The sequence below is a fragment of the Halohasta litchfieldiae genome (genome assembly GCF_002788215.1).
Classification (GTDB): domain Archaea; phylum Halobacteriota; class Halobacteria; order Halobacteriales; family Haloferacaceae; genus Halohasta; species Halohasta litchfieldiae.
In genome coordinates, this window is record NZ_CP024845.1 from 591644 (window position 1) to 613447 (window position 21804).

General features: G+C 60.6%; 21 protein-coding genes and 2 tRNA genes. 17 read left to right on the top strand and 6 right to left on the bottom strand.

Translation table 11 applies throughout. From position 1 onward, the window contains the following. Window positions 1-57: 57 nt before the first annotated feature. The 3 genes from pan2 to HALTADL_RS02950 all read left to right on the top strand — a co-directional run bounded on the left by pan2 (window position 58) and on the right by HALTADL_RS02950 (window position 2278). Entirely contained in the window at window positions 58-1281 is a 1224-nt protein-coding gene (gene pan2 / locus HALTADL_RS02940) for a proteasome-activating nucleotidase Pan2 (RefSeq protein ID WP_089672547.1), read from the top strand. A 57-nt stretch (window positions 1282-1338) separates the two neighbouring features. Then, window positions 1339-1818 (top strand): pyruvoyl-dependent arginine decarboxylase, encoded by a 480-nt coding sequence (locus tag HALTADL_RS02945; RefSeq protein ID WP_089672546.1) that lies wholly within the window; start codon window positions 1339-1341, stop codon window positions 1816-1818. A gap of 82 nt (window positions 1819-1900) precedes the next feature. Beyond that, entirely contained in the window at window positions 1901-2278 is a 378-nt protein-coding gene (locus tag HALTADL_RS02950; protein ID WP_089672545.1) for a DUF5811 family protein, read from the top strand. Window positions 2279-2309: 31 nt separating this feature from the next. Here HALTADL_RS02950 and HALTADL_RS02955 read toward each other — a convergent pair whose 3' ends face one another. The 3 genes from HALTADL_RS02955 to HALTADL_RS02965 form a co-directional block, all read right to left on the bottom strand. Continuing rightward, window positions 2310-2579: a hypothetical protein gene (locus HALTADL_RS02955; RefSeq protein WP_089672544.1), complete on the bottom strand. Its 270-nt coding sequence runs from the start codon at window positions 2577-2579 to the stop codon at window positions 2310-2312. Window positions 2580-2816: 237 nt separating this feature from the next. After that, entirely contained in the window at window positions 2817-4604 is a 1788-nt protein-coding gene (gene infB / locus HALTADL_RS02960) for a translation initiation factor IF-2 (protein WP_089672543.1), read from the bottom strand. A gap of 102 nt (window positions 4605-4706) precedes the next feature. Beyond that, window positions 4707-6566: a cation:proton antiporter domain-containing protein gene (locus HALTADL_RS02965; RefSeq protein WP_089672542.1), complete on the bottom strand. Its 1860-nt coding sequence runs from the start codon at window positions 6564-6566 to the stop codon at window positions 4707-4709. 110 nt (window positions 6567-6676) lie between these two features. Between HALTADL_RS02965 and HALTADL_RS02970 the strand changes: the two genes are divergently transcribed. Both HALTADL_RS02970 and HALTADL_RS02975 read left to right on the top strand, forming a co-directional pair. Further along, on the top strand, window positions 6677-6922 hold the full coding sequence (locus HALTADL_RS02970; RefSeq protein WP_089672541.1) for a PRC-barrel domain-containing protein: 246 nt from the start codon (window positions 6677-6679) through the stop codon (window positions 6920-6922). A 3-nt stretch (window positions 6923-6925) separates the two neighbouring features. After that, window positions 6926-7384 carry an NOB1 family endonuclease gene (locus HALTADL_RS02975; protein ID WP_089672540.1) on the top strand — a complete coding sequence of 153 codons (459 nt, stop codon included), beginning with the start codon at window positions 6926-6928 and terminating at the stop codon, window positions 7382-7384. 10 nt (window positions 7385-7394) lie between these two features. On the opposite strand, the gene HALTADL_RS02980 is transcribed toward HALTADL_RS02975, so the two are convergent. Further along, window positions 7395-8129, bottom strand: coding sequence for a CPBP family intramembrane glutamic endopeptidase (locus tag HALTADL_RS02980; RefSeq protein ID WP_089672539.1), 735 nt, complete (start codon window positions 8127-8129; stop codon window positions 7395-7397). Between the two features lie 104 nt (window positions 8130-8233). Here HALTADL_RS02980 and HALTADL_RS02985 point away from each other — a divergent pair, with 104 nt between their 5' ends. The 4 genes from HALTADL_RS02985 to HALTADL_RS03000 all read left to right on the top strand — a co-directional run bounded on the left by HALTADL_RS02985 (window position 8234) and on the right by HALTADL_RS03000 (window position 11124). Then, window positions 8234-9184 carry an aminopeptidase gene (locus HALTADL_RS02985; protein ID WP_394327358.1) on the top strand — a complete coding sequence of 317 codons (951 nt, stop codon included), beginning with the start codon at window positions 8234-8236 and terminating at the stop codon, window positions 9182-9184. 120 nt (window positions 9185-9304) lie between these two features. Continuing rightward, entirely contained in the window at window positions 9305-9964 is a 660-nt protein-coding gene (locus HALTADL_RS02990) for an HVO_0476 family zinc finger protein (RefSeq protein ID WP_089672537.1), read from the top strand. 81 nt (window positions 9965-10045) lie between these two features. Further along, the gene (locus tag HALTADL_RS02995; protein WP_089672536.1) at window positions 10046-10789 is read left to right on the top strand and encodes a protein-L-isoaspartate O-methyltransferase family protein; all 744 of its coding nucleotides are present in this window, start codon (window positions 10046-10048) and stop codon (window positions 10787-10789) included. A 38-nt stretch (window positions 10790-10827) separates the two neighbouring features. Then, window positions 10828-11124, top strand: coding sequence for a hypothetical protein (locus HALTADL_RS03000; RefSeq protein WP_089672535.1), 297 nt, complete (start codon window positions 10828-10830; stop codon window positions 11122-11124). A 190-nt stretch (window positions 11125-11314) separates the two neighbouring features. On the opposite strand, the gene HALTADL_RS03005 is transcribed toward HALTADL_RS03000, so the two are convergent. Both HALTADL_RS03005 and HALTADL_RS03010 read right to left on the bottom strand, forming a co-directional pair. Then, window positions 11315-11387: transfer RNA gene (locus HALTADL_RS03005), tRNA-Asp, on the bottom strand. A gap of 321 nt (window positions 11388-11708) precedes the next feature. Further along, a tRNA-Asp gene (locus HALTADL_RS03010) sits at window positions 11709-11781 on the bottom strand. A gap of 246 nt (window positions 11782-12027) precedes the next feature. Here HALTADL_RS03010 and HALTADL_RS03015 point away from each other — a divergent pair. The 8 genes from HALTADL_RS03015 (at window position 12028) to HALTADL_RS03050 (ending at window position 21605) form a co-directional block, all read left to right on the top strand. After that, window positions 12028-12255 carry a DNA-directed RNA polymerase subunit H gene (locus tag HALTADL_RS03015; protein WP_089672534.1) on the top strand — a complete coding sequence of 76 codons (228 nt, stop codon included), beginning with the start codon at window positions 12028-12030 and terminating at the stop codon, window positions 12253-12255. After that, the gene (locus tag HALTADL_RS03020) at window positions 12252-13820 is read left to right on the top strand and encodes a DNA-directed RNA polymerase subunit B'' (RefSeq protein WP_089672533.1); all 1569 of its coding nucleotides are present in this window, start codon (window positions 12252-12254) and stop codon (window positions 13818-13820) included. The genes HALTADL_RS03015 and HALTADL_RS03020 overlap by 4 nt, the downstream gene beginning before the upstream one ends. 2 nt (window positions 13821-13822) lie before the next feature. Next, entirely contained in the window at window positions 13823-15649 is a 1827-nt protein-coding gene (gene rpoB / locus HALTADL_RS03025) for a DNA-directed RNA polymerase subunit B (protein WP_089672532.1), read from the top strand. 19 nt (window positions 15650-15668) lie between these two features. Continuing rightward, a complete protein-coding gene (locus HALTADL_RS03030; RefSeq protein WP_089672531.1) occupies window positions 15669-18581 on the top strand; it encodes a DNA-directed RNA polymerase subunit A' in 2913 nt (970 codons plus the stop codon). A 16-nt stretch (window positions 18582-18597) separates the two neighbouring features. Further along, a complete protein-coding gene (rpoA2, locus tag HALTADL_RS03035) occupies window positions 18598-19806 on the top strand; it encodes a DNA-directed RNA polymerase subunit A'' (protein ID WP_089672587.1) in 1209 nt (402 codons plus the stop codon). 2 nt (window positions 19807-19808) lie between these two features. Continuing rightward, window positions 19809-20228 (top strand): NusA-like transcription termination signal-binding factor, encoded by a 420-nt coding sequence (locus HALTADL_RS03040; RefSeq protein WP_089672530.1) that lies wholly within the window; start codon window positions 19809-19811, stop codon window positions 20226-20228. A 235-nt stretch (window positions 20229-20463) separates the two neighbouring features. Then, window positions 20464-20892, top strand: coding sequence for a 30S ribosomal protein S12 (locus HALTADL_RS03045; protein WP_089672529.1), 429 nt, complete (start codon window positions 20464-20466; stop codon window positions 20890-20892). Continuing rightward, window positions 20892-21605, top strand: coding sequence for a 30S ribosomal protein S7 (locus HALTADL_RS03050; RefSeq protein ID WP_089672528.1), 714 nt, complete (start codon window positions 20892-20894; stop codon window positions 21603-21605). Before HALTADL_RS03045 ends, HALTADL_RS03050 begins: the two co-directional genes overlap by 1 nt. Window positions 21606-21804: the final 199 nt, after the last annotated feature.

A 21804-nucleotide genomic window follows, 5' to 3' on the forward strand; every position in this document is an offset into this window, starting at 1 on the left:
CAACAGTTGCCCGAGACCAAAGGCCCATTTACGTCCGGTTCCAACCACTGACAACAAATGTCACGTAGCCCGTCGCTTCCGGACCGCCCACGGCTGGACCTAGACCCCGAGATGTCGACTGCCGAGCGGCTCGATGCGATCCGTAAGCACTTCTTTCGGCTTGTCGAGGTCAACGACGAACTCGACGACCGGCTCACCGACGCCAGCGACCGCCGCAACGATCTCCAAGAGGAGGTCTCCCAACTTAAGGACCACAACGAGGCGCTCAAAACCTCGGCGCTCTATATCGCCAGCGTCGAAGAGCTAACTGACGACCAGAGTCTCGTTATCAAACAGCACGGCAACAATCAGGAGGTGCTGACCGAGGTCTCCCCGCAGCTCTACGAGGAGATTGAATCGGGCGACCGCGTTGCGATCAACGAATCGTTCGGCGTCCAGATGGTGCTGGACGACGAAACCGACTCACGGGCACAGGCGATGGAGGTCACCGAGTCGCCCGACGTCCGCTACGAGGATATCGGTGGGATCGATGATCAGGTCCGGGAGGTCCGGGAGGCCGTCGAGGACCCAATCGACAACCCCGAGCAGTTCGAACAGGTCGGTATCGAGCCGCCGTCGGGCGTCCTCCTCCACGGTCCACCGGGCACCGGCAAAACGATGCTGGCGAAGGCCGTCGCCAACGAAAGCGATGCGACGTTCATCAAGATGACCGGCTCCGAGCTGGTTCAGAAATTCATCGGCGAAGGTGCGCGGCTGGTCCGGGATCTGTTCCAGCTGGCGGCCGAAGAGGAGCCGGCGGTCGTCTTCATCGACGAGATCGACGCCATCGCCTCCCGGCGCACTGATTCAAAGACCTCCGGGGACGCCGAGGTCCAGCGAACGATGATGCAACTGCTCTCGGAGATGGATGGCTTCGACGACCGCGGCGAGATCCGCATTATGGCGGCGACCAACCGCTTCGACATGCTGGACGAGGCCATCCTGCGTCCCGGCCGATTTGATCGGCTTATCGAAGTACCGAAGCCCGGCGTCGAGGGCCGGGAGAAAATACTCGAAATCCACAGTCGAGAGATCAACGTCGACCCCGAGATCGACTTCGCCGAACTTGCCGAGGAACTCGACGACTACAGTGGCGCGGACATCGAGAGCCTCGTGACCGAGGCCGGGATGTTCGCGATCCGCAACGACCGGACGACGGTCACCCGCGAGGATATCGACTACGCCCGCGAGAAACTCTCCCGTGGCGAGACCGAACACGGCGTCGTTCGCTACCAGTACTAGTTCCAGTTCCGACTGCAATTCGTAACCGATTACCGCCCCGACCGCCGTTTCTCAGTAATGACCACTATTCACGTCGCAGGTGGGGTGGGTGTCGCGCCGACCGAGATGTCGGCCTACGATGCCGCGCTTGCCGACGCGAATCTGCATAACTACAACCTGATCACGGTCTCGTCGGTGATTCCAGCCGACGGCCAGCTTGCGGTCGTCGACGAGGCCCCCGACCTCGGCCCAGCGGGGAACCAACTCACGGTCGTTCAGGGGAAAATCGTCGCTGGACCTGACACCGACACAGAGTCGATTACGACTGGCATTGGCTGGGCGACCGGTCCCGGTCCCGGACTGTTTTACGAGGCCTCGGGGACCGACCGCGAGGCAGTCGCCGAGGAGATTCGTCAGGGGCTGGCGGCCGGCTGTGAACTCCGCGAGTGGACGTTCACCGAGCAAGATCAGAAGCTGTCGACTGCCGAGCCGGTCGACGGGAGCTACACGGCCGCAGTTGTGCTGGCGGCCTACGGTGACAGCGAGCCGATCCTGTAGGGCGGCTGTGGTCGCTGAAACGGTCGTCTGCCCCCGGCGACGCCTTTTTACGACCACCACACCAATACTGAGTAACGATCATATGAATGGAAACTACACGGGGTCCGGGGGACCGCCGGTTGGTGGGGACCAGTCGCCGAACGCCGAAGAGCTGTCGGGTGGGCAGAAAGACGCCCTCCGACATGCCGTTGCCGGCATCGTCGACGAGACACAGTCGTATCTCCCAGAGGGGTACCATGTCGGCTCCGAGCTGACCTCCGGCAGCGGTGCGACCGCGACGGTGGCGGTCGATCCGCCGGCGGGTCACCCGGTAACGGCGGGCTACTCACCGACGCCCGAAGATCTGGAATCCGGACTTGACGTCGACACACAGCAAGAGGTCGCACAGGGACTTGCGGCCAGTGCTGTGATGCAGGTGATGGACGCTGTCGGTGACAACATTACGCCAACAGCCCGATAGCAGTTTTTAGGCTCGTTCGAGAACAGCTATTTCAATCAGCCTGATGTGACCGTTCGTGGAGTCGTGGCTCTCGACTGTTGGATCTAGACATAATCCGTGCGACTGCGTACACACTGTAGCCAATAAGTCCCGCAGCGATAGCTGCGCCGAGAGCGACGCCGACGAACTGCGGGACTGAGAACAAGAAGACACTGCTGAGGCCTGCCAACAGTGCGAGCGGTATCGCTGCCAGTAGGAGATCAAACTGTGAGGGCCGTCGATCACCGTCTGCCGTCTCAACTTGTGAGTGGTTCCGACTCATCCGCTATCTCTCTAATTATATTTAATTAGCCGTTCCACTTATATTCTTACATATTACGGTAGTCGTGTCTGTCATCACGAACAGAGTGTGTCGACTGTAATCGAGACTGTCACAAGTATTCGAGACGGCCGAAACCCACCGAGGTGGGTGTGAACAGTGGTTGGTCAGTCAGGGTCCGATTCGCCCACGACAAAAATAGGTTAGATTTACTTATATGTCTGGATAGAATCAGCGACTCTACTTCCCCCAGAACGGGTCGCGTTTCCGGCGCTTGTTGAGATAGCCGGAGAGTGCCTCCAGTTCGTCGGCCGGAATATCGTCCGACAGCTCCTGTTCAAGGATTTTAGCGTGTTTTTCGGGCAGGTCGACCCACAGCTCGTCGCCTTCCTCGATCTGTCGACCCACGGTCGGCCCATCAATCGCGATACTCACTCGCTGGCCAGCCCGTGCCTCCGAGACGTCTTCGCCCTGCAACTGGATCCCCGAGAGTTCGCCCACACGGTTCGGCTCGTTGTTCTCGAATTTGGCGACGTTGGTGTTGTTTTTGACCGTCCCGGACATGATCTCGACGCCGACGACCGCCGGATCGGACTGCCGGAAGGTGTGGTCCTGCAGAATTTGGAACCGGGCGGGCCGGATGATCTTGTCGAGAATCGTCTCCTGTTGGGACCGCTTCATCTCCTCGACGTACTCGTCGTACTCCTCGACGAGTTGGTAGATGACGTCATCGTCGAACAGTCGCACGTCGGACTGTTCGAGTTCGCGTTCGGCGTTCGGCAGTACGTCGACGTTGAACCCCAGAATCGTTTTGTTCTCGACCTCGCGGGCGGTGCCGGCGACCGCAACGTCGCGGGGTGCGATGTCGCCGACCTCCGCGCGGAGGATCGGGATCTCGGCCTCTTCGAGGGCGTTGGCCATCGCTTCGAGGCTGCCGAGGGTGTCGGCCTTGACGACGACGCCCTCCTCTTGGGTGTCGACCTCGATCTCTGCGAGTTCGGCTTTGACTTCGGCGATAACCTCGTCCTCAGAGCGGTCACGGACGACGCGAACGGGCGCGCCGGCGATTGCCTTATCGAGATCCGGCGCGGCGATCTTGACACCCGCGGCCGCGCCGACCGATTCGACGCGCTCGAAGCGTTTTTCGACCCGAATTTCCGCATTGGGCCGCGGCTGTAGGAGCGCCCGAACCTCGGTGACGATTGGCTCGTCGCTCGCGCCGACGACGATGGTATCGCCCTCGCGGATGATGCCATCGTAGACCACGACATCGAGGGTTGCGCCGAACCCCTGTTGATCTTTGACTTCGAGGACGGTTCCCTCGCCGGGGCCCTCGACATCGATCTCCATTTCGGCTTTCATGAACCGCTGGGAGAGCCCCATCAGCACGGCGAGGATGTCCGGAACGCCCTCGCCGGTGAGCGCCGAACAGGGGACGACGCCGATGTTGTTCTGGAAGTTCTGGACGCGCCAGTAGAAATCCGCCGAGAAATCCCGATCCGAGAGTTGGCCGATGAGTTCGTAGAGGTTCTCGTCAAGTCGACTGCGGGCCGAATCGCTTTGGCCGTCGTAGCTGGGCTTGATCGGCGAATCCTCAACTGGGTTCCAGCCCGGTGTCGTGTCGACCTTGTTGGCGGCGACAACGAAGGGGGTGCCGGTTCGCTGGAGGATGTCGATTGCCTCCTCGGTCTGGGGTTGGAACCCGTCGTTGACGTCGACGACAAGGATCGCGATATCCGCAAGGGCACCGCCACGCGCTCGGAGCGTCGAAAACGAGTGGTGCCCCGGCGTGTCGATAAACAGCAGTCCGGGGAGATCGAAATCGGTGGGTTGGACGAGACTCCCGGCCATCTCGGAGATGGTTTCGAGGGGGACCGCCGTTGCACCGATATGTTGGGTAATCGCCCCGGCTTCGCCGTCGCTGACCGCCGAGCCGCGGATCTTGTCGAGTAAACTGGTCTTGCCGTGGTCGACGTGGCCGAGGACGGCGACGATGGGTGTACGTAACGAGTTGGCTTGATCAGACATGGAATAAAACCTCAAAAGGTCGCTTTATGAGAGTTCAGTGTGGCGTTGGTGTTAAGTGTTTCAACTTTCGGTCCACGGCGCGGCGCGATGTGGTCGGTGCCGTTAGTTGTGTGGATGGAACCGTCGGACTGCCCCTTCGACGGCCTCGTGTCGACCGAGGAACGTGACGTGATCGCCGTAGTCGAGTTCCTCGTCAGCGGAGGGAACGTGTGTTTCCTCACCCCGGCCGATGACAGCGATGATACAGCCATCCGGGATCGCACTGTTGACCTCACGTATCGTCTGGCCGACGAGATCGTCGGCGGTGAGTTCGATCTCTTGGACGTCGTGGCCCTCGCCGAGTTTGGTCATCCAGTGGGCGAGTTCCGGCCGTTCGATCTCGTTGTCGATCGACCACGCGGTCGCCTCGGAGGCACTGATTGCGGTCACGTCCAGCGATTCGAACGTTTGGACGTTTTCGGGTTCGTTGACCCGCGCCAACACGTTCTCGATACCGAACTTGGTGCGGGCGATCTGGGCCACAAGCAGGTTGGTATCGTCATCACCAGTGACCGCAACCACTCGTTTTGCATTTCCGGTTCCGACCGCTTCGAGCACGTCGGTTTCGGTCCCGTCGCCCTGTCGGGCCGTGTGGCCTGCTTTTTGGAGTTGGTCGACAGTCTCCTGATCGGTATCGAGGATGACGACGTTTTCGCCACGGTTCTCCAGTCGTTCGGCGAGCATGCGGCCGACGCGGCCGCCGCCGATGAGGATTGTGCGCATAGGGATGACGTTGAGTGCGGTTGCGATCTGGCGGGCGAGTCCGGCCTGGAGGATGACAGTCACGAGAATGACCAAAAAGACGGTTCCGGCGAGGATTTGGGCCTCGTCGAACTGTCCGGCTCCCTGGAGCTCAATCGCAAAGAGGGTGGCAATGCTGGCGGGGATGATTCCACGCGGGCCGACGAGACTCACGAACACCATCTCGTTGCGGCTGAACTGTGGATCGCGTGCCGAAAGCAGGACGACAAGTGGGCGAATGACGAGTGTGACGACGACAACAACACCGATTCCGCCGATGCCGAGGCCCAACAGCGCGTCGAACTCGATCAGCGCGGCCAGTGCGATGAACACGATCGCTAGGACGATCAGTGTCAGATCCCGGTTGAAGTCGTGGATCGACTCGCGGTGTGGGAGGTCCATGTTGCCCATGATAAGTCCGGCAGCAGCCACTGCTGCAACACCCGTTTCCGGAAACAGTGCCTCCGAAACCCCGTAGGCGAGAATCACCGCCGACAGCACGACGAGCCGGGCGACACGGGGGGCGTCATCGGCCGGGATCGTCATCCAGACGAGCAGCGCCCGGATACTGATGGCGACCGCAGCACCGACACCGACGCCAACGGCCAGTCGGGCCAGAAAGCCGCCGGGGAGCGCCAGTGGCATCGACTCGACGACTAGCGTCTCGAAGACGACGATAGCGAGGATCGCCGCAGTCACATCGTTGAAAATCCCCTCGGCCTCGAAGGTGGTCTCGACATGTTCACGGACCGTAATCACGTCCAAAATCGGCGTGATGACGGTCGGTCCGGTTGCGATCAAAAGCGAGCCGATGAGCAACGAGAGCCCCCAGTCGGTCCCGAGAAACACCCGGACGGCCAGTGCCGTGCCGAGGAACATCACCAGCGCACCGACTGTCGTCAGTCCGGTGATGGCTTTCGGGGCCAACTGGAGTTTCTTTCGGCGGAGCTGAAAGGCTCCATCGAAGACGATGATCGCCACACTGAGCCCGACGATCGTCGACAGTCCCTCCCCGAACGTCTCGGATGTCACAAGCCCCAGTCCGGACGGCCCGAGTCCGACACCAATCAGAATGAGAAACAGGGCACTCGGGATTTTGAGGCGTTTGGCGACCACTTGGGCCCCGATGCCGAGGGCCAAAATAATCGCGGTGACGGTGAGCACACTGGAGGACACGGACATTACAATAGACGCGTGGAGTACTGATAACAACTTGGTAGGTTCGAAGAGCGACAGACAGTCGTCAGACGGTCCCCGTGGTGTTTATATAATTCCGTCCGGTTAGCAGAGGTATGGTAGACATACTCGCCGAAAACCTCTCCGGGAAAGCGGTGATGGGGACGGATGGCACCGAACTCGGTGATCTGTACAACATTACGATGGAGATGAAGACGGGCGGGCTTCGCAGCCTGCTTGTCGTTCCCAACGAGGGGATTTCGGCCCACGCTGTCGGCTTCGATACCGACGAGGCCGGTCGACTCAAGATCCCTATCAGTGGTGTTCAGGCCGTCAAAGACTACATCGTCGTCTCTCGCTAACGAATGGAAATCCTCGACACGTCGGCTTTTATTCACGAGTATCACACTGACGACGAGACGGCCTCCGTTCCGCAGGTCCACGAGGAACTGGAAGGCGAACACGCCTTCCGGTTCGACGCCGAGGAGGGTGCCGGAATGCATATCCACATTCCCGCCGATGGCACCACCGAGAAAGTCCAACGCGTCGCCACCGAAACCGGCGACGCCGACGAACTCTCGGAGACCGACTTGCTTTTGGTTTCGGCCGCGTTCGAACTCGACGGCACGCTCGTCACCGACGACTACGCGATGCAGAACGTCGCCGAGCGACTGAACGTCTCGGTCCAAGTCATCGCCCGCGACGGCATTACCGAACAGCGCGACTGGCAGTTCCAGTGTGCCGGCTGTGGCCGCACCTTCGACGACGACCACGAGCGGTGCCCGATCTGTGGCAGCGACCTTACACGCAAAAACCCGGCCTAACTGTCGCTGTTTACAGGAGGCCGATTTCGCCCAGATACAGCAGTGCGAACAGTGTCCCGTTGTAGCTGCCGTGAATCACGGACGGAACCACGATGTTTTGGGTGTAGTCGTACAGATAGCCAAGCACGAGACCGAGCACTCCTGCCAGCAGTGCATACGAGAGTTGGGCACCGAACCCGCCGCTCACCGCGGGAATATGGATCAGCCCGAACAGCACGGTGGCGAGGATAATCGCCGGCCAGCGTCCCCACGATTCTCTGAGCCGACCCTGTACGGCGCCTCGAAACAAGAGTTCCTCGGCGGGACCCACCAACAGCAGTGAGACGGGGACCATAAGCAGATAGTAGAGCGGATCGCCGACGCCCGCGGTCACTGCCTGATTGGCACCCGGCGAGAAGTTCGCCCACTGGAGCAGTTGGTTGATCACATACTGTCCACCCAACAGGACGAGTGTGCCGCCGACGATAACTCCGACACTGCGAGGGGTGGGAAGCATCAGCCTGACCAGCCTGTCGGTGTCGACGACCCGCAGATACAGCGCGACAACACCAATTATCGTTAGGAGTTGGATGGCTGTTTGGGTGATCCCGACGATATTGGTCGAGACCACCGAGCCGACGAGTGATATCACCAGTGGGTCGGTGGCTGCTTTGGTGATATTCGCTGCCAAATAGGCACCGAAGATAACGAGAATAGCTTCACCGATGTGTTGGAGTCGACGGCCGGTCGGTGCTGACTGCGCCATTACTGCCGCTGTCTACGACCGGGCGACTGTTAGAGACACCGATTTGGCTGATCCACCCCTCAAACGACAGAAAGGGATAACCCGCGCCGATAGCAATGACACCTATGAGCGACGCCGAGCTACGAGCGGCCGCCGAGACGGCACTCACCCAGTGTCTCAATCTCGGCCCAGCCGAGACCTGTCTGATTGTCACCGACGACAAACGCGAACGAATTGGCGAGACCCTCTACACTGTCGCCAGCGAGATCACCGACGACCCAGTGATCGTCCGCTACCCACCCGGAGAACAGCACGGTACCGAGCCACCCGAACCTATCGCAGCAGCCCTCCGCGAGGCCGATGTCTTCCTCGCACCGACGACAAAGAGTTTGAGTCATACCCGCGCCCGCGGGGCCGCCTGCGAGGCCGGTGCCCGCGGTGCAACCCTACCCGGAATCACCGAATCAGTGTTCACGAAGGGATTGGACGCCGACTACGAGGCTATCGACGCCCACTCGCAGGCCATGCACGAACAGGTGGTTGAGGCCGACGAGATCCGGGTCACCTCGCCACAGGGCACCGATATCACGTTCCAGATCGGCGACCGTGAGTGGCTCCTCGACACCGGAATCGTCCACGAGGCGGGTGGGTTCTCGAACCTCCCGGCGGGCGAAATCTTCGTCAGCCCAGAGAGTGCAACCGGCACCTACGTTGTCGACGGGACGATGCGACCCCACGGCCTGCTCGATGCCGACCAGCGACTCCGGTTCGAGGTCGAAGACGGCTACGTGACCGAGATTTCGGACGACGAAATCCGCGAGCAGATCGAGACCGCCGCCGAAGCGGCCGGGCAAGCGGCCTACAATCTCGCCGAGTTGGGAATCGGAACGAATGTCGGGGTCGACGACCTCGTCGGATCGGTTCTCTTGGACGAGAAGGCCGCCGGGACCGTCCACATTGCTATCGGTGACAACGCCTCAATTGGCGGCGAAACCGATGCGCCGCTTCATCTGGACGGGATTCTGCGGGAGCCGACTGTCTTTGCGGATGGCGTCGAACTGGAACTACCGGCGTAGTCGGTGGCTACTGCTGGAGTAGTCGACCCCTACTCCACGAGTAGCCGTCGACTACGGTAGCCAGCCACATACCGCCGCTACAAGCACGACTTTTTACCCACAGCCCTCGGAGGACGACCTATGAGCGATACAGACGCCGGCGACAGAGTGGCACTCACCTGCCCCTCCTGTTCGCCACGCGAGGAAACGGTCCACGAGGTGCTGAAACCCGGCGGCGACGTCACTGTCCGCTGTACTGACTGTAGTCACGTTCACAAAACCCAGATCGAATCGACCTCGACGGTCGACAAAAAGGTCATCGTCTCCCAAGACGGCGAATCCTTTAGCACGCAACTCCAGGCCGAACCCGACGAAACCGTCGAAGTTGGCGACGAGTTCATCGTCGACACCCCCGAGGCAATCTTGCAGGTCCGTGTCACCGGTCTCGAACTGCTGGATAGCGACGCTCGCTTCGAGAGCGCGATCATGGAAGACGTCGAAACCGTCTGGACGCGCGCGATCGACAATGTTGGCGTCAACGTAACCCTCCACCCAAAAGACGGCTCCCGTGACGATACCCGGAGTCTGAAGGTCAACGTCCCCGGCGACTACGAGTTCACCGTTGGCGACACCGACAGCTTCGGTGACGACGAGTTCACGATTACCGGCATTATCGTCCGCGACGACGCCGATGGTTACCGCTTCGACAAGTTCGACGAGCGTGGCGATATGGTGTACGCCAAGGACATCAAACGCATCTACGGTACTGACGAAACGACCAGCGCGTGGTCGGCCTGGTAGTGCGGTTCGACCCGCTTTCTGCGGCCAGATATCGACTAGTCGAACGCACGATTCAAGCCCGTCGACCCCGGAGTGTGGATAATGGATCGTGAAACACTCCGGGCGGACATGCTCGACGGGCTGGAGTACAGCCTCGACCAGCCGCTCGGAGCCGACATTGTCGACGCCCTCAAGAAGGTCCCTCGACACGAATTCACCAACCCTGAGGCCGCCAACAACGCCGACAGCTCCGACTCGCGCATTCTCCAGCCGGAGCTGGTGGCACGGCTCCTGATCGCGCTGGATGCTCAGTCAGGCGATGAGACGCTGATCGTCGGCTCGGGGGTCGGATACACCGCCGCCGCACTCGCCGAAATCGTCGGCGGTCGACACGTCCACGCTATCGATCTCGACCGCCAACTCGTCTCGCTGGCCCGCCAGAACCTCCAGTCGACGGGCTACGACCACGTCTTGGTCGACCGCCGAGACGGAGCCAACGGCTACCCCGAGTACGCCCCGTTTGACCGTATTTTGGTCGAGAGTTCGGTCATCGAGCCACCGCGCGCGCTGGTCGACCAACTCGCTCCCGGTGGTCGACTGGTCATCCCACAGGGCACGACCAGTCAAACGCTCGTAGCCTTTGAGCGCGATCCCAAGAGTCGGACCGTCGAGACGGCTGCCGAATTCGGCCCAGTGCGGTTCCGACCGATGTTGGTCGACGGCGAGCAGGCAAGCACCCCGGTTCGCAACCGCACCGAACGCGAGGACAGCGAGTTCGACGAGCAGGGCTACTTCGCGCCGTCGGGCTGGGAATACGAGTGGCTCGATTGGGACGAACGGTTGTAAGCGACACACTCAGGAATTAGGGGTCCAAATAAGGGAATATGGCTGACTCAGCACAACCGCCGGGCGACGAACGCGTCGACCCCTCGTCCGGAGAGCGGGCCGCAGATGTTGATTTTGGGGAGCTCACACTGAAAGAGCGGATCGCACTCGCAACCGCCCAACGGCCCGCCCTCGGTCTGTTTCTCGTCCTCTTTAGCCTGTTTGCCTTCACGTTCTTCATCGCGCTTGCGCTGGTCTATCCCACCGTCGCCGGCCTGTTTATTCTCGTGACGCTGGTGGTCACCCTGCTCGGCGTTGGTGGGTTTCTTATACTGCGTCGACTTGACCGAATGTGAGTCGACGGAAGGTCGACTGTTCTAAGTAAATATAATTAAGTAGTGCCCGGAGCGGGATTTGAACCTCAGTCGTTTCGCTCTCTGCGTTCGCTTCACTCCTTGGTTCAAATCCGCAGACAGTCGTTTCTCGGATTTAGAACTAGTCGCGACACGGTAAACCGGTCGCTCATGAAAGTTGAATCCGAGAAAACGCCCGGAGCGGGATTTGAACCCGCGTCACAACCGTGACAGGGTTGTATGATGGGCCACTACACCATCCGGGCTTCCTGCAACCATTCGTATCCGGGGCAGACGTTTAAGGCTTATTAGTTGCCCCCGCCCCGTCGTGCGATACCGTGCCACTGGCCGGTCGACGGATCGACCACGTTGTCCGGTCGCTGGTCGACTGGCCGGAGCGGGATTTGAACTTCGGTCGCTCTGCTCACTACGTTCGCGTCGCTCCTTAGTTCAAATCCCTCAGTGAGTCGTTTTACCGACTCACGGTGTTGCTGAGTACACGCTACGCTCACGGCTACGCCGTTCGCTGTCGTGGCGCGTAGCGCCACGCAAACGCGCTGCTCAGCGTTATTGTTCGTCGGAAAAAGCGCCCGGAGCGGGATTTGAACCCGCGTCACAACCGTGACAGGGTTGTATGATGGGCCACTACACCATCCGGGCGAACCGTACTACAACGTCTCCCCGAGACACAAATAAGGCTTCCTTTTTGAAGGCCGTGTGGTATCCGGTACCGAACAGGCCCAAAAGCATATAGTAGTCGACAGCCTGCCATACAGTATCACGCCCTCCTGCGGTCGGTGAGCCGCTGGTGTCGGGCGAAGTTGGCAACTGTTAAATGGCTCGGCTTTCTAACTCGCTGTAGTATCTCGTGACAGTAGCTTCTTCCCACCAACAGATAACTCACCCATGGTAGATGTCAGCCAACACGAACTTGTCCCAGACCATATCATCCTCGATGAGCCCGAAATCGAATCGGTTCTCGAGGAGTATGATCTCAGCCGTACCGACTTACCGAAAATTAAAACCAATGATCCAGCACTTCCCGACGACGCCACACCGGGCGACGTCCTCAAAATCGTCCGCGACTCACGTACAACCGAAACCGCAATCTCATACCGACTGGTGATCGAATGAACCGGCAAGACCGACGCACGATCTCCCGGGAGTATTTCGAGGAAGACCGACTCGCAGAACACCACTTCCGCTCGTTCAACGCCTTTCTCGACAAGGGCATGCAGCAGGTCGTCGACGAAAAAGAGACCATCGACACCGACATCGGCGACAAGGAGGGCCAAGAGCCCGTCTACGTCGAACTCGGTGACATCCGCATCCTCACGCCGCGTGTGCGAGAGGCCGACGGCTCCGAAGAACTCCTGTACCCACAGGAAGCGCGACTCCGGAATATCACCTACGCAGCCCCCGTTTTCATGGAGATGTCGATCATCCGCGGTGGCGAAGACGAACCCGAAACGGTCGTCGACTCCACCGAAACCAAGGTCGGCCGCATGCCGATCATGGTCGGCTCCCAGAACTGTAACATTCAGGGCTTCTCGGATCAGGAACTGATCGAGATCGGTGAAGACCCCGTCGACCCCGGTGGCTACTTCATCGTCAACGGCTCCGAGCGCGTGCTGATGACCAGCGAGGACCTCGCCCCGAACAAGATTCTGGCCGAACACGATACGAAATACGGCGACGATATTCAGGTCGCCAAAACGTTTAGCCAGCGTCGTGGCTACCGCGCACTCGTTCTCTGTGAGCGCAACCGCGAAGGCCTGCTCGAAGTCAGCTTCCCATCCGTTTCGGGCAGCGTCGACTTCGTCACACTCGTCCGGGCACTCGGGCTCGAATCCGACCAGGAGATCGTCCACCGTGTGTCGGAAGACCCCGAGATCGTCAAATTCATGCTGGAGAATCTGGAGGAAGCCGAAGTCCAGACCACCGAGGAAGCAATCGAAACCCTCGGAAAACGTGTTGCCTCCGGGCAAGGCAAAAACTACCAGCTCAAACGCGCCAACTACGTCATTGATCGATATCTCCTGCCACACCTCCACGAGGAGGGTGCCGAAGACGAGGAGATCCGCATCAACAAGGCCTACTACCTCTGCCGAATGGCCGAAGCCTGCTTTGAGCTCGCTCTCGACCGACGCGAGGCCGACGACAAGGACCACTACGCCAACAAGCGGCTGAAGGTCTCGGGCGATCTGATGACCGACCTGTTCCGGACAGCCCTCAACAAGCTCTCCCGGGACGTGAAATATCAGCTCGAACGCGCCAACATGCGAAACCGTGATCTCTCGGTCGGCACCGTCGTCCGTTCCGACGTGCTCACCGAGCGACTCGAACACCCGATTGCCACTGGTAATTGGGTCGGTGGCCGCTCCGGCGTGAGCCAGCTGGTCGACCGAACTGACTACATGGGGGTTCTGTCCCACCTGCGCCGACTTCGCTCGCCGCTGAGTCGCTCGCAGCCGCACTTCGAGGCACGGGATCTGCACGCGACCCAGTGGGGTCGCATCTGTCCCTCCGAGACGCCGGAGGGGCCAAACTGTGGTTTGGTGAAGAACTTCGCTCAGGCAATGGAGCTGAGCCAGGATATCGAGGACGAACAGGGACTGAAACGAGAGCTGTCGTCGATGGGAGTCGAGGGGATCCCCGGCATTGACAGTATTGAACGAACCACCCCGGCGGACGACTAACAATGGCTCAGGCACGAGAAGCGAAAGTATACGTCAACGGTAGTCTGGTTGGAACCCACCCGGACCCCGAACAGCTCGCCGAACAGATCCGAGAAGCCCGCCGCCGCGGCGACGTCTCGGACATGGTCAACGTCTCGGTCCGTGGTCGGACCCAAGAGGTCATCATCAACGCCGATGCTGGCCGGGCCCGCCGCCCACTGATCGTCGTCGAAAACGGCGAACCGCTCCTCGGTGACGAGGAAATCGAGGCCGTCGACGAGGGCGACCTCGAATTCGAGGACCTCGTCGACCGCGGCTACGTCGAGTTCATCGACGCCGAAGAGGAAGAAGACATCCTGATCGGTGTCGACGAAGATGACCTCACCGACAAGCACACCCACCTCGAAATCGATCCGTCGCTGATCTTCGGGATCGGTGCAGGGATGATTCCGTATCCGGAACACAACGCCAGTCCCCGGATTACGATGGGCGCAGGGATGATGAAACAGTCGCTGGGGCTGCCATCCGCCAACTACCGGATCCGACCCGACACGCGTCAGCACCTCCTGCACTACCCGCAGCTCTCGATGGTCAAAACCCAGACCACCGATCAGATCAACTACGACGAGCGACCCGCCGCCCAGAACTTCACGGTCGCCGTCATGAGCTACGAAGGGTTCAATATCGAGGACGCACTCGTGATGAACCAAGGCTCGGTCGACCGCGCGCTCATGCGGTCGCACTTCTTCCGCACCTACGAGGGCGAGGAACGACGCTACCCCGGCGGTCAGGAAGACCACTTCGAGATTCCAAGTCAGGATGTCCGCGGCGCACGCGGGGAAGACGCCTACACGCATCTCGACGACGACGGGCTCGTCAACCCCGAGACGGTTGTCGACGAGAATTCGGTCCTGCTCGGCAAGACCAGCCCACCGCGGTTCCTCGAAGAACCCGACGATATGGGCGGTCTTAGCCCGCAGAAGCGGCGTGAGACTTCGGTGACGATGCGTTCGGGCGAGGACGGCGTCGTCGACACGGTCACGCTGATGGAGGGCGAAGACGGCTCGAAGCTCTCGAAGGTCAAAGTTCGAGACGAGCGAATCCCAGAGCTTGGTGACAAGTTCGCCTCCCGGCACGGCCAGAAGGGTGTTGTGGGCCACTTGGCACCACAGGAAGATATGCCGTTTACCGAGGAAGGACTCGTTCCCGACCTCGTGCTGAACCCACACGCACTCCCATCGCGGATGACTGTGGGCCACGTGCTGGAAATGCTCGGCGGGAAGGTTGGTGCGCTCGAAGGACGGCGCGTCGACGGGACGCCGTTCCAGGGCGAAGACGAAGAGGAACTCCGTGGCGCACTCGAAGACCACGGCTTCAAATCCTCCGGCAAGGAGGTCATGTATTCGGGTGTGACGGGTGAGAAAATCGACGCCGAGATTTTCGTCGGCACGATTTTCTACCACAAACTCTACCACATGGTCTCGAACAAGCTGCACGCCCGCTCCCGCGGGCCTGTGCAGGTGCTGACCCGCCAGCCGACCGAGGGGCGTGCCCGTGAGGGTGGGCTCCGTGTCGGTGAGATGGAGCGGGATACCATCATCGGTCACGGTGCGGCGATGGTGCTCAACGAACGCCTGCTGGATTCCTCGGACAAAGAGACGGTGTACGTCTCGGCCGATACAGGCATGATCGCGGTCCAGGACCGCGAACAGCGCCGTGTCTACGATCAGGTGACCGGCAGCGAGGACAACATCCACGAACTCGAAGTCAGTTACGCGTTCAAACTCCTCCTGGACGAACTGATGGCGCTCGGCATTCGACCAACACTCGAACTTGAGGACGCAGTCTAAGGGCTCACACACAATGTCAATGCAAACACCAAAACAGCTCGGTGGGATCCGGTTCGGTCTGATGGATCCCGAGACGTACCGCGACATGTCGGCCACGAAAGTGATTACGGCCGACACCTACAACGACGACGGCTACCCCATCGACATGGGGCTGATGGACCCCCGACTCGGCGTCATCGACCCCGGTCTCGAATGCCGAACCTGCGGCCAGCACTCGGGTTCGTGTCCCGGCCACTTCGGCCACATCGAACTCGCCGCGCCGGTCATCCACGTCGGCTTCACGACGCTGATGCGTCGACTCCTGCGGGCGACCTGTCGGGAGTGCGGCGGACTGACGCTGACCGAAGACAAAAAAGAGCAGTTCCGCGAGAACCTCGTTCGCGCGGAGGAACTCGGCAAAGACCCCGACACGGTGCTCAAAAACGCCGTTCGAGAGGCACGGAAATCCAACACCTGTCCACACTGTGGCAACCCACAGGCCGACATCAAACACGAGAAGCCGACGACCTACTACGAGGTCGAAGACGTGCTGGCCTCGGAGTACTCCGAAGTCATCGCCGAGGCAATGCAGCCCGACGAGGATGACGAAGACGACGAGGGGATCAGTCCCTCGGAGTTGGCCGACCAGACCGGCATCTCGCTGGAACGGATCAACCAGATCCTCGGCGGCGAGTTCCGCCCGCTCGACGAGGACCGACGGGCCCTCGAAAAGGCACTCGACGTCGACTTGACGGAAGAAGATATGAACAAACTGATGCCCTCGGATATTCGCGACTGGTTCGAGGACATCCCGGATTCGGATATCGAAGTACTGGGCATCGACTCGGAGAACTCCCGGCCGGAGTGGATGATCATGACCGTGCTGCCGGTGCCGCCGGTCACAGCCCGCCCATCGATCACCCTCGACAACGGCCAGCGCTCCGAGGACGACCTCACGCACAAGCTGGTCGACATCATCCGCATCAACCAGCGGTTCATGGAGAACCGCGAGGCAGGAGCCCCACAGCTGATTATCGAGGACCTCTGGGAGCTGCTGCAGTACCACGTGACGACCTTCGTGGACAACGAGATTTCCGGAACTCCACCGGCCCGACACCGCTCGGGTCGACCCCTCAAAACCCTCAGCCAGCGCTTAAAAGGCAAAGAGGGGCGGTTCCGCGGCTCGCTGTCGGGGAAACGCGTCAACTTCTCGGCGCGTACCGTCATTAGCCCCGACCCGACGCTGAGCCTCAACGAGGTCGGGATTCCGGACCGCGTGGCCAGCGAGATGACGATCACGATCAACGTCACCGACCGCAACACCGAAGAGGCCCGCCAGTACGTCGCCAACGGCCCCGAGAAACATCCCGGTGCCAACTACGTCAAACGGCCCGACGGTCGACGGCTGAAGGTCACGCCGAAGAACTGCGAAGAACTATCGACAAAAATCGAGGAAGGCTGGGAGGTCAACCGCCACCTCGTCGACGGCGACATCGTGATCTTCAACCGCCAGCCGTCGCTGCACCGAATGAGTATTATGGCCCACGAGGTCGTCGTGATGCCGTACAAGACCTTCCGGCTCAACACGGTTGTCTGTCCGCCGTACAACGCTGACTTCGACGGCGACGAGATGAACCTCCACGCCCTCCAGACCGAGGAGTCCCGTGCCGAGGCCCGTGTGCTCATGCGCGTCCAAGAGCAGATCCTCTCGCCGCGCTTCGGCGAGAACATCATCGGGGCGATTCAGGACCACATTTCGGGGACCTACCTGCTGACCAACGACAATCCCCACTTCACCGAGACACAGGCACTCGACCTGCTCCGAGCGACCCGCGTCGACGAGTTACCCGACCCCGACGGCGAGGACGAGACCGGTCCCTACTGGACCGGTCGGACCGTCTTCTCGCTGCTCCTTCCGGACGGCCTGAATCTCGAGTTCACCTCGTCGACCGGCGGCGACGTGATCATCGAGGACGGCGTGCTGCTCGAAGGGACGATCGACGAGGACGCTGTCGGCGCCTTCGGCGGCGAGATCGTCGACACTATCGTCAAACAGTACTCGGAGACACGCGCGCGAGTGTTCATTAATGAGGTCGCCGCGCTGGCGATGCGGGCGATCATGCACTTCGGGTTCTCGATCGGGATCGACGACGAGTCGATTCCACCCGTTGCGGACGAGCAGGTCGACGAGGCAATCGACAGCGCCTACGACCGAATCGAAGAGCTGATCGACACCTACGAGGCCGGCGAACTCGAATCGCTCCCCGGCCGAACGGTCGACGAGACGCTCGAAATGAAGATCATGCAGACGCTCGGCAAAGCCCGGGACTCCGCCGGTGAGATCGCCGACGACCACTTCGCCGATGACAACCCGGCAGTCATCATGGCCCGTTCCGGGGCTCGGGGTTCGATGCTCAACCTCACCCAGATGGCCGGCTGTGTCGGCCAGCAGGCAGTCCGTGGCGAACGAATCAATCGGGGTTACGAGGATCGAACCCTCGCCCACTACGAGCCGAACGATCTGTCCGCGGAGGCCCACGGCTTCGTCGAGAACTCCTACCGAAGCGGTCTCACCCCGCGTGAGTTCTTCTTCCACGCGATGGGTGGCCGCGAGGGGCTCGTCGATACGGCAGTCCGGACGTCGAAATCCGGGTACCTGCAGCGCCGACTGATCAACGCGCTGTCTGAACTCGAAGCCCAGTACGACGGTACCGTGCGGGACACCTCTGGAACGGTTATCCAGTTCGAGTTCGGTGAGGACGGTACCTCGCCGGTGCGTGTCTCTTCCGACGAGGACTTCGATATCGACGTCGAGGGAATTACGGATCGCGTTGTCGACGCGGAGTTCGGCAGCGAGAGCGAAAAGGAGGCATTCCTCGGTCGGCGCGAGCCGCCGACGAACCTCTCAGAGCGTAGTGAGCCGCGGTTCGAGGAGGTGGAATCCGATGACTGAAGCAGAGTACGATCCGATGGCTGCCTACAGCCACATTACCGACGATATCGAAGCAATCGTCGAAGACACGGTGCTGCCACGCCGACTCAAGGATCGGGTCTACGACACCATCGAAGACCACGAGGGCGTGACGACCGAGCAGGCGACCGACATCGCCCGTGGGGTCGAATCACAGTACACCGACACGCGCGTCGACCCACTCGAACCTGTGGGTACTGTCTCGGCCCAGTCGATTGGTGAGCCCGGAACGCAGATGACGATGAACACGTTCCACTATGCGGGGGTCGCAGAGATTGACGTGACCCAAGGGCTGCCACGACTCATCGAGCTTGTGGACGCCCGGAAGACGCCGGATACGCCGATGATGACGGTGTATCTCGAAGACGAGTACGCCGAAAAACGAGAGAAGGCCCACGAGGTCGTCTGGGCACTCGAAGCAACCGACATCCTGTCGCTCGGCGATGTCTCGACCAACGTCGCGGACATGCTCGTCCGGATCGACCTCAACGAGGAGACGCTGCTCGAACGGTGGCCAACGGTCGACTCCGCAAACACCGTCGCCACTGAGATTTCCGAAACCATCGAGGACAAACTCGGTGTTTCGACCCGGCAGAGCGGGATGGCAATCGAGTTCGGTCCCAACGAACCGAGCTACCGAGAACTGCTCCAGCTCGTCGAACAGCTCCGAGAGATCGTCTTCAAGGGGATCGAAGAGATCAGCCGCGTCGTGATCCGGAAAGAGGAGTTAGAGGACGGCGAGGAGTTCGTCCTCTACACCGAGGGATCGGCGTTCGGCGACGTGCTCCACATCGAGGGCGTCGACGCCAGCCGCTCTACGTGTAACAACATCCACGAGATCCGTGCGGAACTCGGCGTCGAGGCCGCCCGCGAGGCGATCATCAACGAGACGATTGACACGCTCCGCGAGCAGGGTCTCGACGACGTGAACATTCGGCACCTGATGCTGGTCGCCGACATCATGACCAACGAAGGGACGATTGAGTCGATTGGTCGACACGGAATTTCGGGCTCGAAGGACTCGGTGCTGGCGCGTGCGGCCTTCGAGGTGACGGTCAACCACCTGCTGGACGCCGCGGTTCACGGCCAGAGCGACGATCTCAACGGCATCATCGAGAACGTCATCGCTGGCAAACCGATTGCACTGGGCACCGGCGACGTCAAACTCCGCATGGGATCGATTGACGCCAACCCGGCCGACGACTGACCATGAAAGTCACGCTCTCCGACGAGGCACGACGGTATATGGGGCTGTTCGACGAGGAGACCGACGTCAGCCCCAACGACTGTCTCGTCGAGAGCGACCGTGTGGTGTTTCTGATCCCGGCCGGTGAGATGGCCGACGCTATCGGTCCCGACGGGCGGATCGTCCGTCGTGTCGAGGAGAAAATCGGCCGGACAGTCGACCTCGTTGAGGACGCCGAGACACCCGCAGCGTTCGTCGAAAACGCACTCGCCCCCGCAGTCGTTCGCGGGGTGACGATCTCCGAACAGGGCGACCGGGTCGCCTACGTCGAGGTGGTCGACGCCGACCGTGGGGTCGCTATCGGCTCGAACGGCCAACATATCGAGACGGCGCGTCGACTGGCCCGTCGACAACACGATATCGACGACATTCAGTTGACGTAGCTTCTCACAACAGTCAACTGACACAGACAGTCGACGTTCTGTTCTTTGAGACTGTCGACTAGCTGTAAGCGGCTTTCCGTCCGTTTTGTGCGCTCCGAGTCGGTTTCACTCCGTTTTATCTCACACTGGGAAACAGTCTCAGATTCGATTAGCGACCCCTAAGAAGCGATTTGCGTGGGTTTCGCTGAGTCCAAAGAGAGATGCTTAAGTATCCGCATCCGAAACGAGAGGCTACATGGCCAACGGCAAATATGCCGCCCGGAAGCTCAAGAAAGACCGGCAGAAGCGACGCTGGTCGGACTCCGAGTACGCTCGACGAGAGCGCGGGCTCAAAAAGAAGTCAGACCCACTCGAAGGCGCACCGCAGGGACGCGGCATCGTCCTCGAAAAGGTCGGTATCGAAGCAAAGCAGCCGAACTCCGCGATCCGAAAATGTGTTCGGGTCCAGCTCATCAAGAACGGCAAGCAGGTCACCGCCTTCTGTCCCGGTGACGGTGCGATCTCGTTCATCGACGAACACGACGAGGTCACGATTGCCGGAATCGGTGGCGCGAAGGGTCGTGCAATGGGCGACCTTTCGGGTGTCAACTACAAGGTCGAGAAGGTCAACGGCGTTTCGATGATCGAACTCGTCCGCGGCAACGCAGAGAAACCGGTGCGATAATGTCCGAGAGCGAATCTGACGTCTCCGAAGACGTAGAGGAAGAAGAGATCGACGCTGAGGATGTTGACGCCGAAGAAGTCGACGCCGAAACTGAGGATGTTGACGCTGAGGAAGTCGACGCCGAAGACGCCGAGGAAGCCAAAGAGTCGGCTGTCGAGGGCGCACTGCTGTTCGGTGTGTGGGATGTCTCGGAGATCGAGTACACCGATCCCAGTACCCAGACGTATCTCACCGTGACGCCGATCGCTCACACGATGGGTCGACACGCCTCGAAACAGTTCGAGAAAAGCGAGATCTCGATCGTCGAGCGGCTCATCAACCGGCTGATGCAGACCGAAGAAAACACGGGCAAAAAACAGCAGGCCGCTTCGATCGTTCAGGACGCCTTCGAGATCGTCCACGAGCGGACCGAAGAAAACCCAGTGCAGGTGCTGGTCCGTGCGGTCGAAAACGCCGCCCCACGTGAGGAGACTGTTCGCCTCAAATACGGTGGGATCTCGGTTCCCAAGGCCGTCGACGTCGCCCCACAGCGCCGTGTCGACGAGGCCCTGAAGTTCCTCGCCGTTGGGACAAAAAACGCCAGCTACAAATCGAAAACGACTGCTGCCGAGGCACTCGCCCAGCAGATCATCGGTGCAGCCAGCTACGACGTCCAGACGTACGCGATCTCCCAGAAGGAAGAGCGCGAACGCGTTGCAGCTGCAGCCCGCTAACGCTGTTTTCGGTTTTCATTTTCGAAGAATCAAAATCAGAGCAACTGCTATCGAGCTTCGTCTATTCGACGTCGAGGCAGTTCAGGTTCGGTCGACAACGTCGACTGTGTTTTCTACCACAAACTCTGTACCATCGCCGGCGGTCTGAGAGCAGTAGAAAATGGAGTGGCCGGTAGAAATTCGTGCGGTTGTGAGTCGA

What these genes read in the sequence shown, in the direction of transcription:
- pan2 (WP_089672547.1), top strand. Translation starts at nt 58, where the DNA reads ATGTCACGTAGCCCGTCGCTTCCGGACCGCCCACGGCTGGACCTAGAC.
- HALTADL_RS02945 (WP_089672546.1), top strand. Translation starts at nt 1,339, where the DNA reads ATGACCACTATTCACGTCGCAGGTGGGGTGGGTGTCGCGCCGACCGAG.
- HALTADL_RS02950 (WP_089672545.1), top strand. Translation starts at nt 1,901, where the DNA reads ATGAATGGAAACTACACGGGGTCCGGGGGACCGCCGGTTGGTGGGGAC.
- HALTADL_RS02955 (WP_089672544.1), bottom strand. Translation starts at nt 2,579, where the DNA reads ATGAGTCGGAACCACTCACAAGTTGAGACGGCAGACGGTGATCGACGG.
- infB (WP_089672543.1), bottom strand. Translation starts at nt 4,604, where the DNA reads ATGTCTGATCAAGCCAACTCGTTACGTACACCCATCGTCGCCGTCCTC.
- HALTADL_RS02965 (WP_089672542.1), bottom strand. Translation starts at nt 6,566, where the DNA reads ATGTCCGTGTCCTCCAGTGTGCTCACCGTCACCGCGATTATTTTGGCC.
- HALTADL_RS02970 (WP_089672541.1), top strand. Translation starts at nt 6,677, where the DNA reads ATGGTAGACATACTCGCCGAAAACCTCTCCGGGAAAGCGGTGATGGGG.
- HALTADL_RS02975 (WP_089672540.1), top strand. Translation starts at nt 6,926, where the DNA reads ATGGAAATCCTCGACACGTCGGCTTTTATTCACGAGTATCACACTGAC.
- HALTADL_RS02980 (WP_089672539.1), bottom strand. Translation starts at nt 8,129, where the DNA reads ATGGCGCAGTCAGCACCGACCGGCCGTCGACTCCAACACATCGGTGAA.
- HALTADL_RS02985 (WP_394327358.1), top strand. Translation starts at nt 8,234, where the DNA reads ATGAGCGACGCCGAGCTACGAGCGGCCGCCGAGACGGCACTCACCCAG.
- HALTADL_RS02990 (WP_089672537.1), top strand. Translation starts at nt 9,305, where the DNA reads ATGAGCGATACAGACGCCGGCGACAGAGTGGCACTCACCTGCCCCTCC.
- HALTADL_RS02995 (WP_089672536.1), top strand. Translation starts at nt 10,046, where the DNA reads ATGGATCGTGAAACACTCCGGGCGGACATGCTCGACGGGCTGGAGTAC.
- HALTADL_RS03000 (WP_089672535.1), top strand. Translation starts at nt 10,828, where the DNA reads ATGGCTGACTCAGCACAACCGCCGGGCGACGAACGCGTCGACCCCTCG.
- HALTADL_RS03015 (WP_089672534.1), top strand. Translation starts at nt 12,028, where the DNA reads ATGGTAGATGTCAGCCAACACGAACTTGTCCCAGACCATATCATCCTC.
- HALTADL_RS03020 (WP_089672533.1), top strand. Translation starts at nt 12,252, where the DNA reads ATGAACCGGCAAGACCGACGCACGATCTCCCGGGAGTATTTCGAGGAA.
- rpoB (WP_089672532.1), top strand. Translation starts at nt 13,823, where the DNA reads ATGGCTCAGGCACGAGAAGCGAAAGTATACGTCAACGGTAGTCTGGTT.
- HALTADL_RS03030 (WP_089672531.1), top strand. Translation starts at nt 15,669, where the DNA reads ATGCAAACACCAAAACAGCTCGGTGGGATCCGGTTCGGTCTGATGGAT.
- rpoA2 (WP_089672587.1), top strand. Translation starts at nt 18,598, where the DNA reads ATGGCTGCCTACAGCCACATTACCGACGATATCGAAGCAATCGTCGAA.
- HALTADL_RS03040 (WP_089672530.1), top strand. Translation starts at nt 19,809, where the DNA reads ATGAAAGTCACGCTCTCCGACGAGGCACGACGGTATATGGGGCTGTTC.
- HALTADL_RS03045 (WP_089672529.1), top strand. Translation starts at nt 20,464, where the DNA reads ATGGCCAACGGCAAATATGCCGCCCGGAAGCTCAAGAAAGACCGGCAG.
- HALTADL_RS03050 (WP_089672528.1), top strand. Translation starts at nt 20,892, where the DNA reads ATGTCCGAGAGCGAATCTGACGTCTCCGAAGACGTAGAGGAAGAAGAG.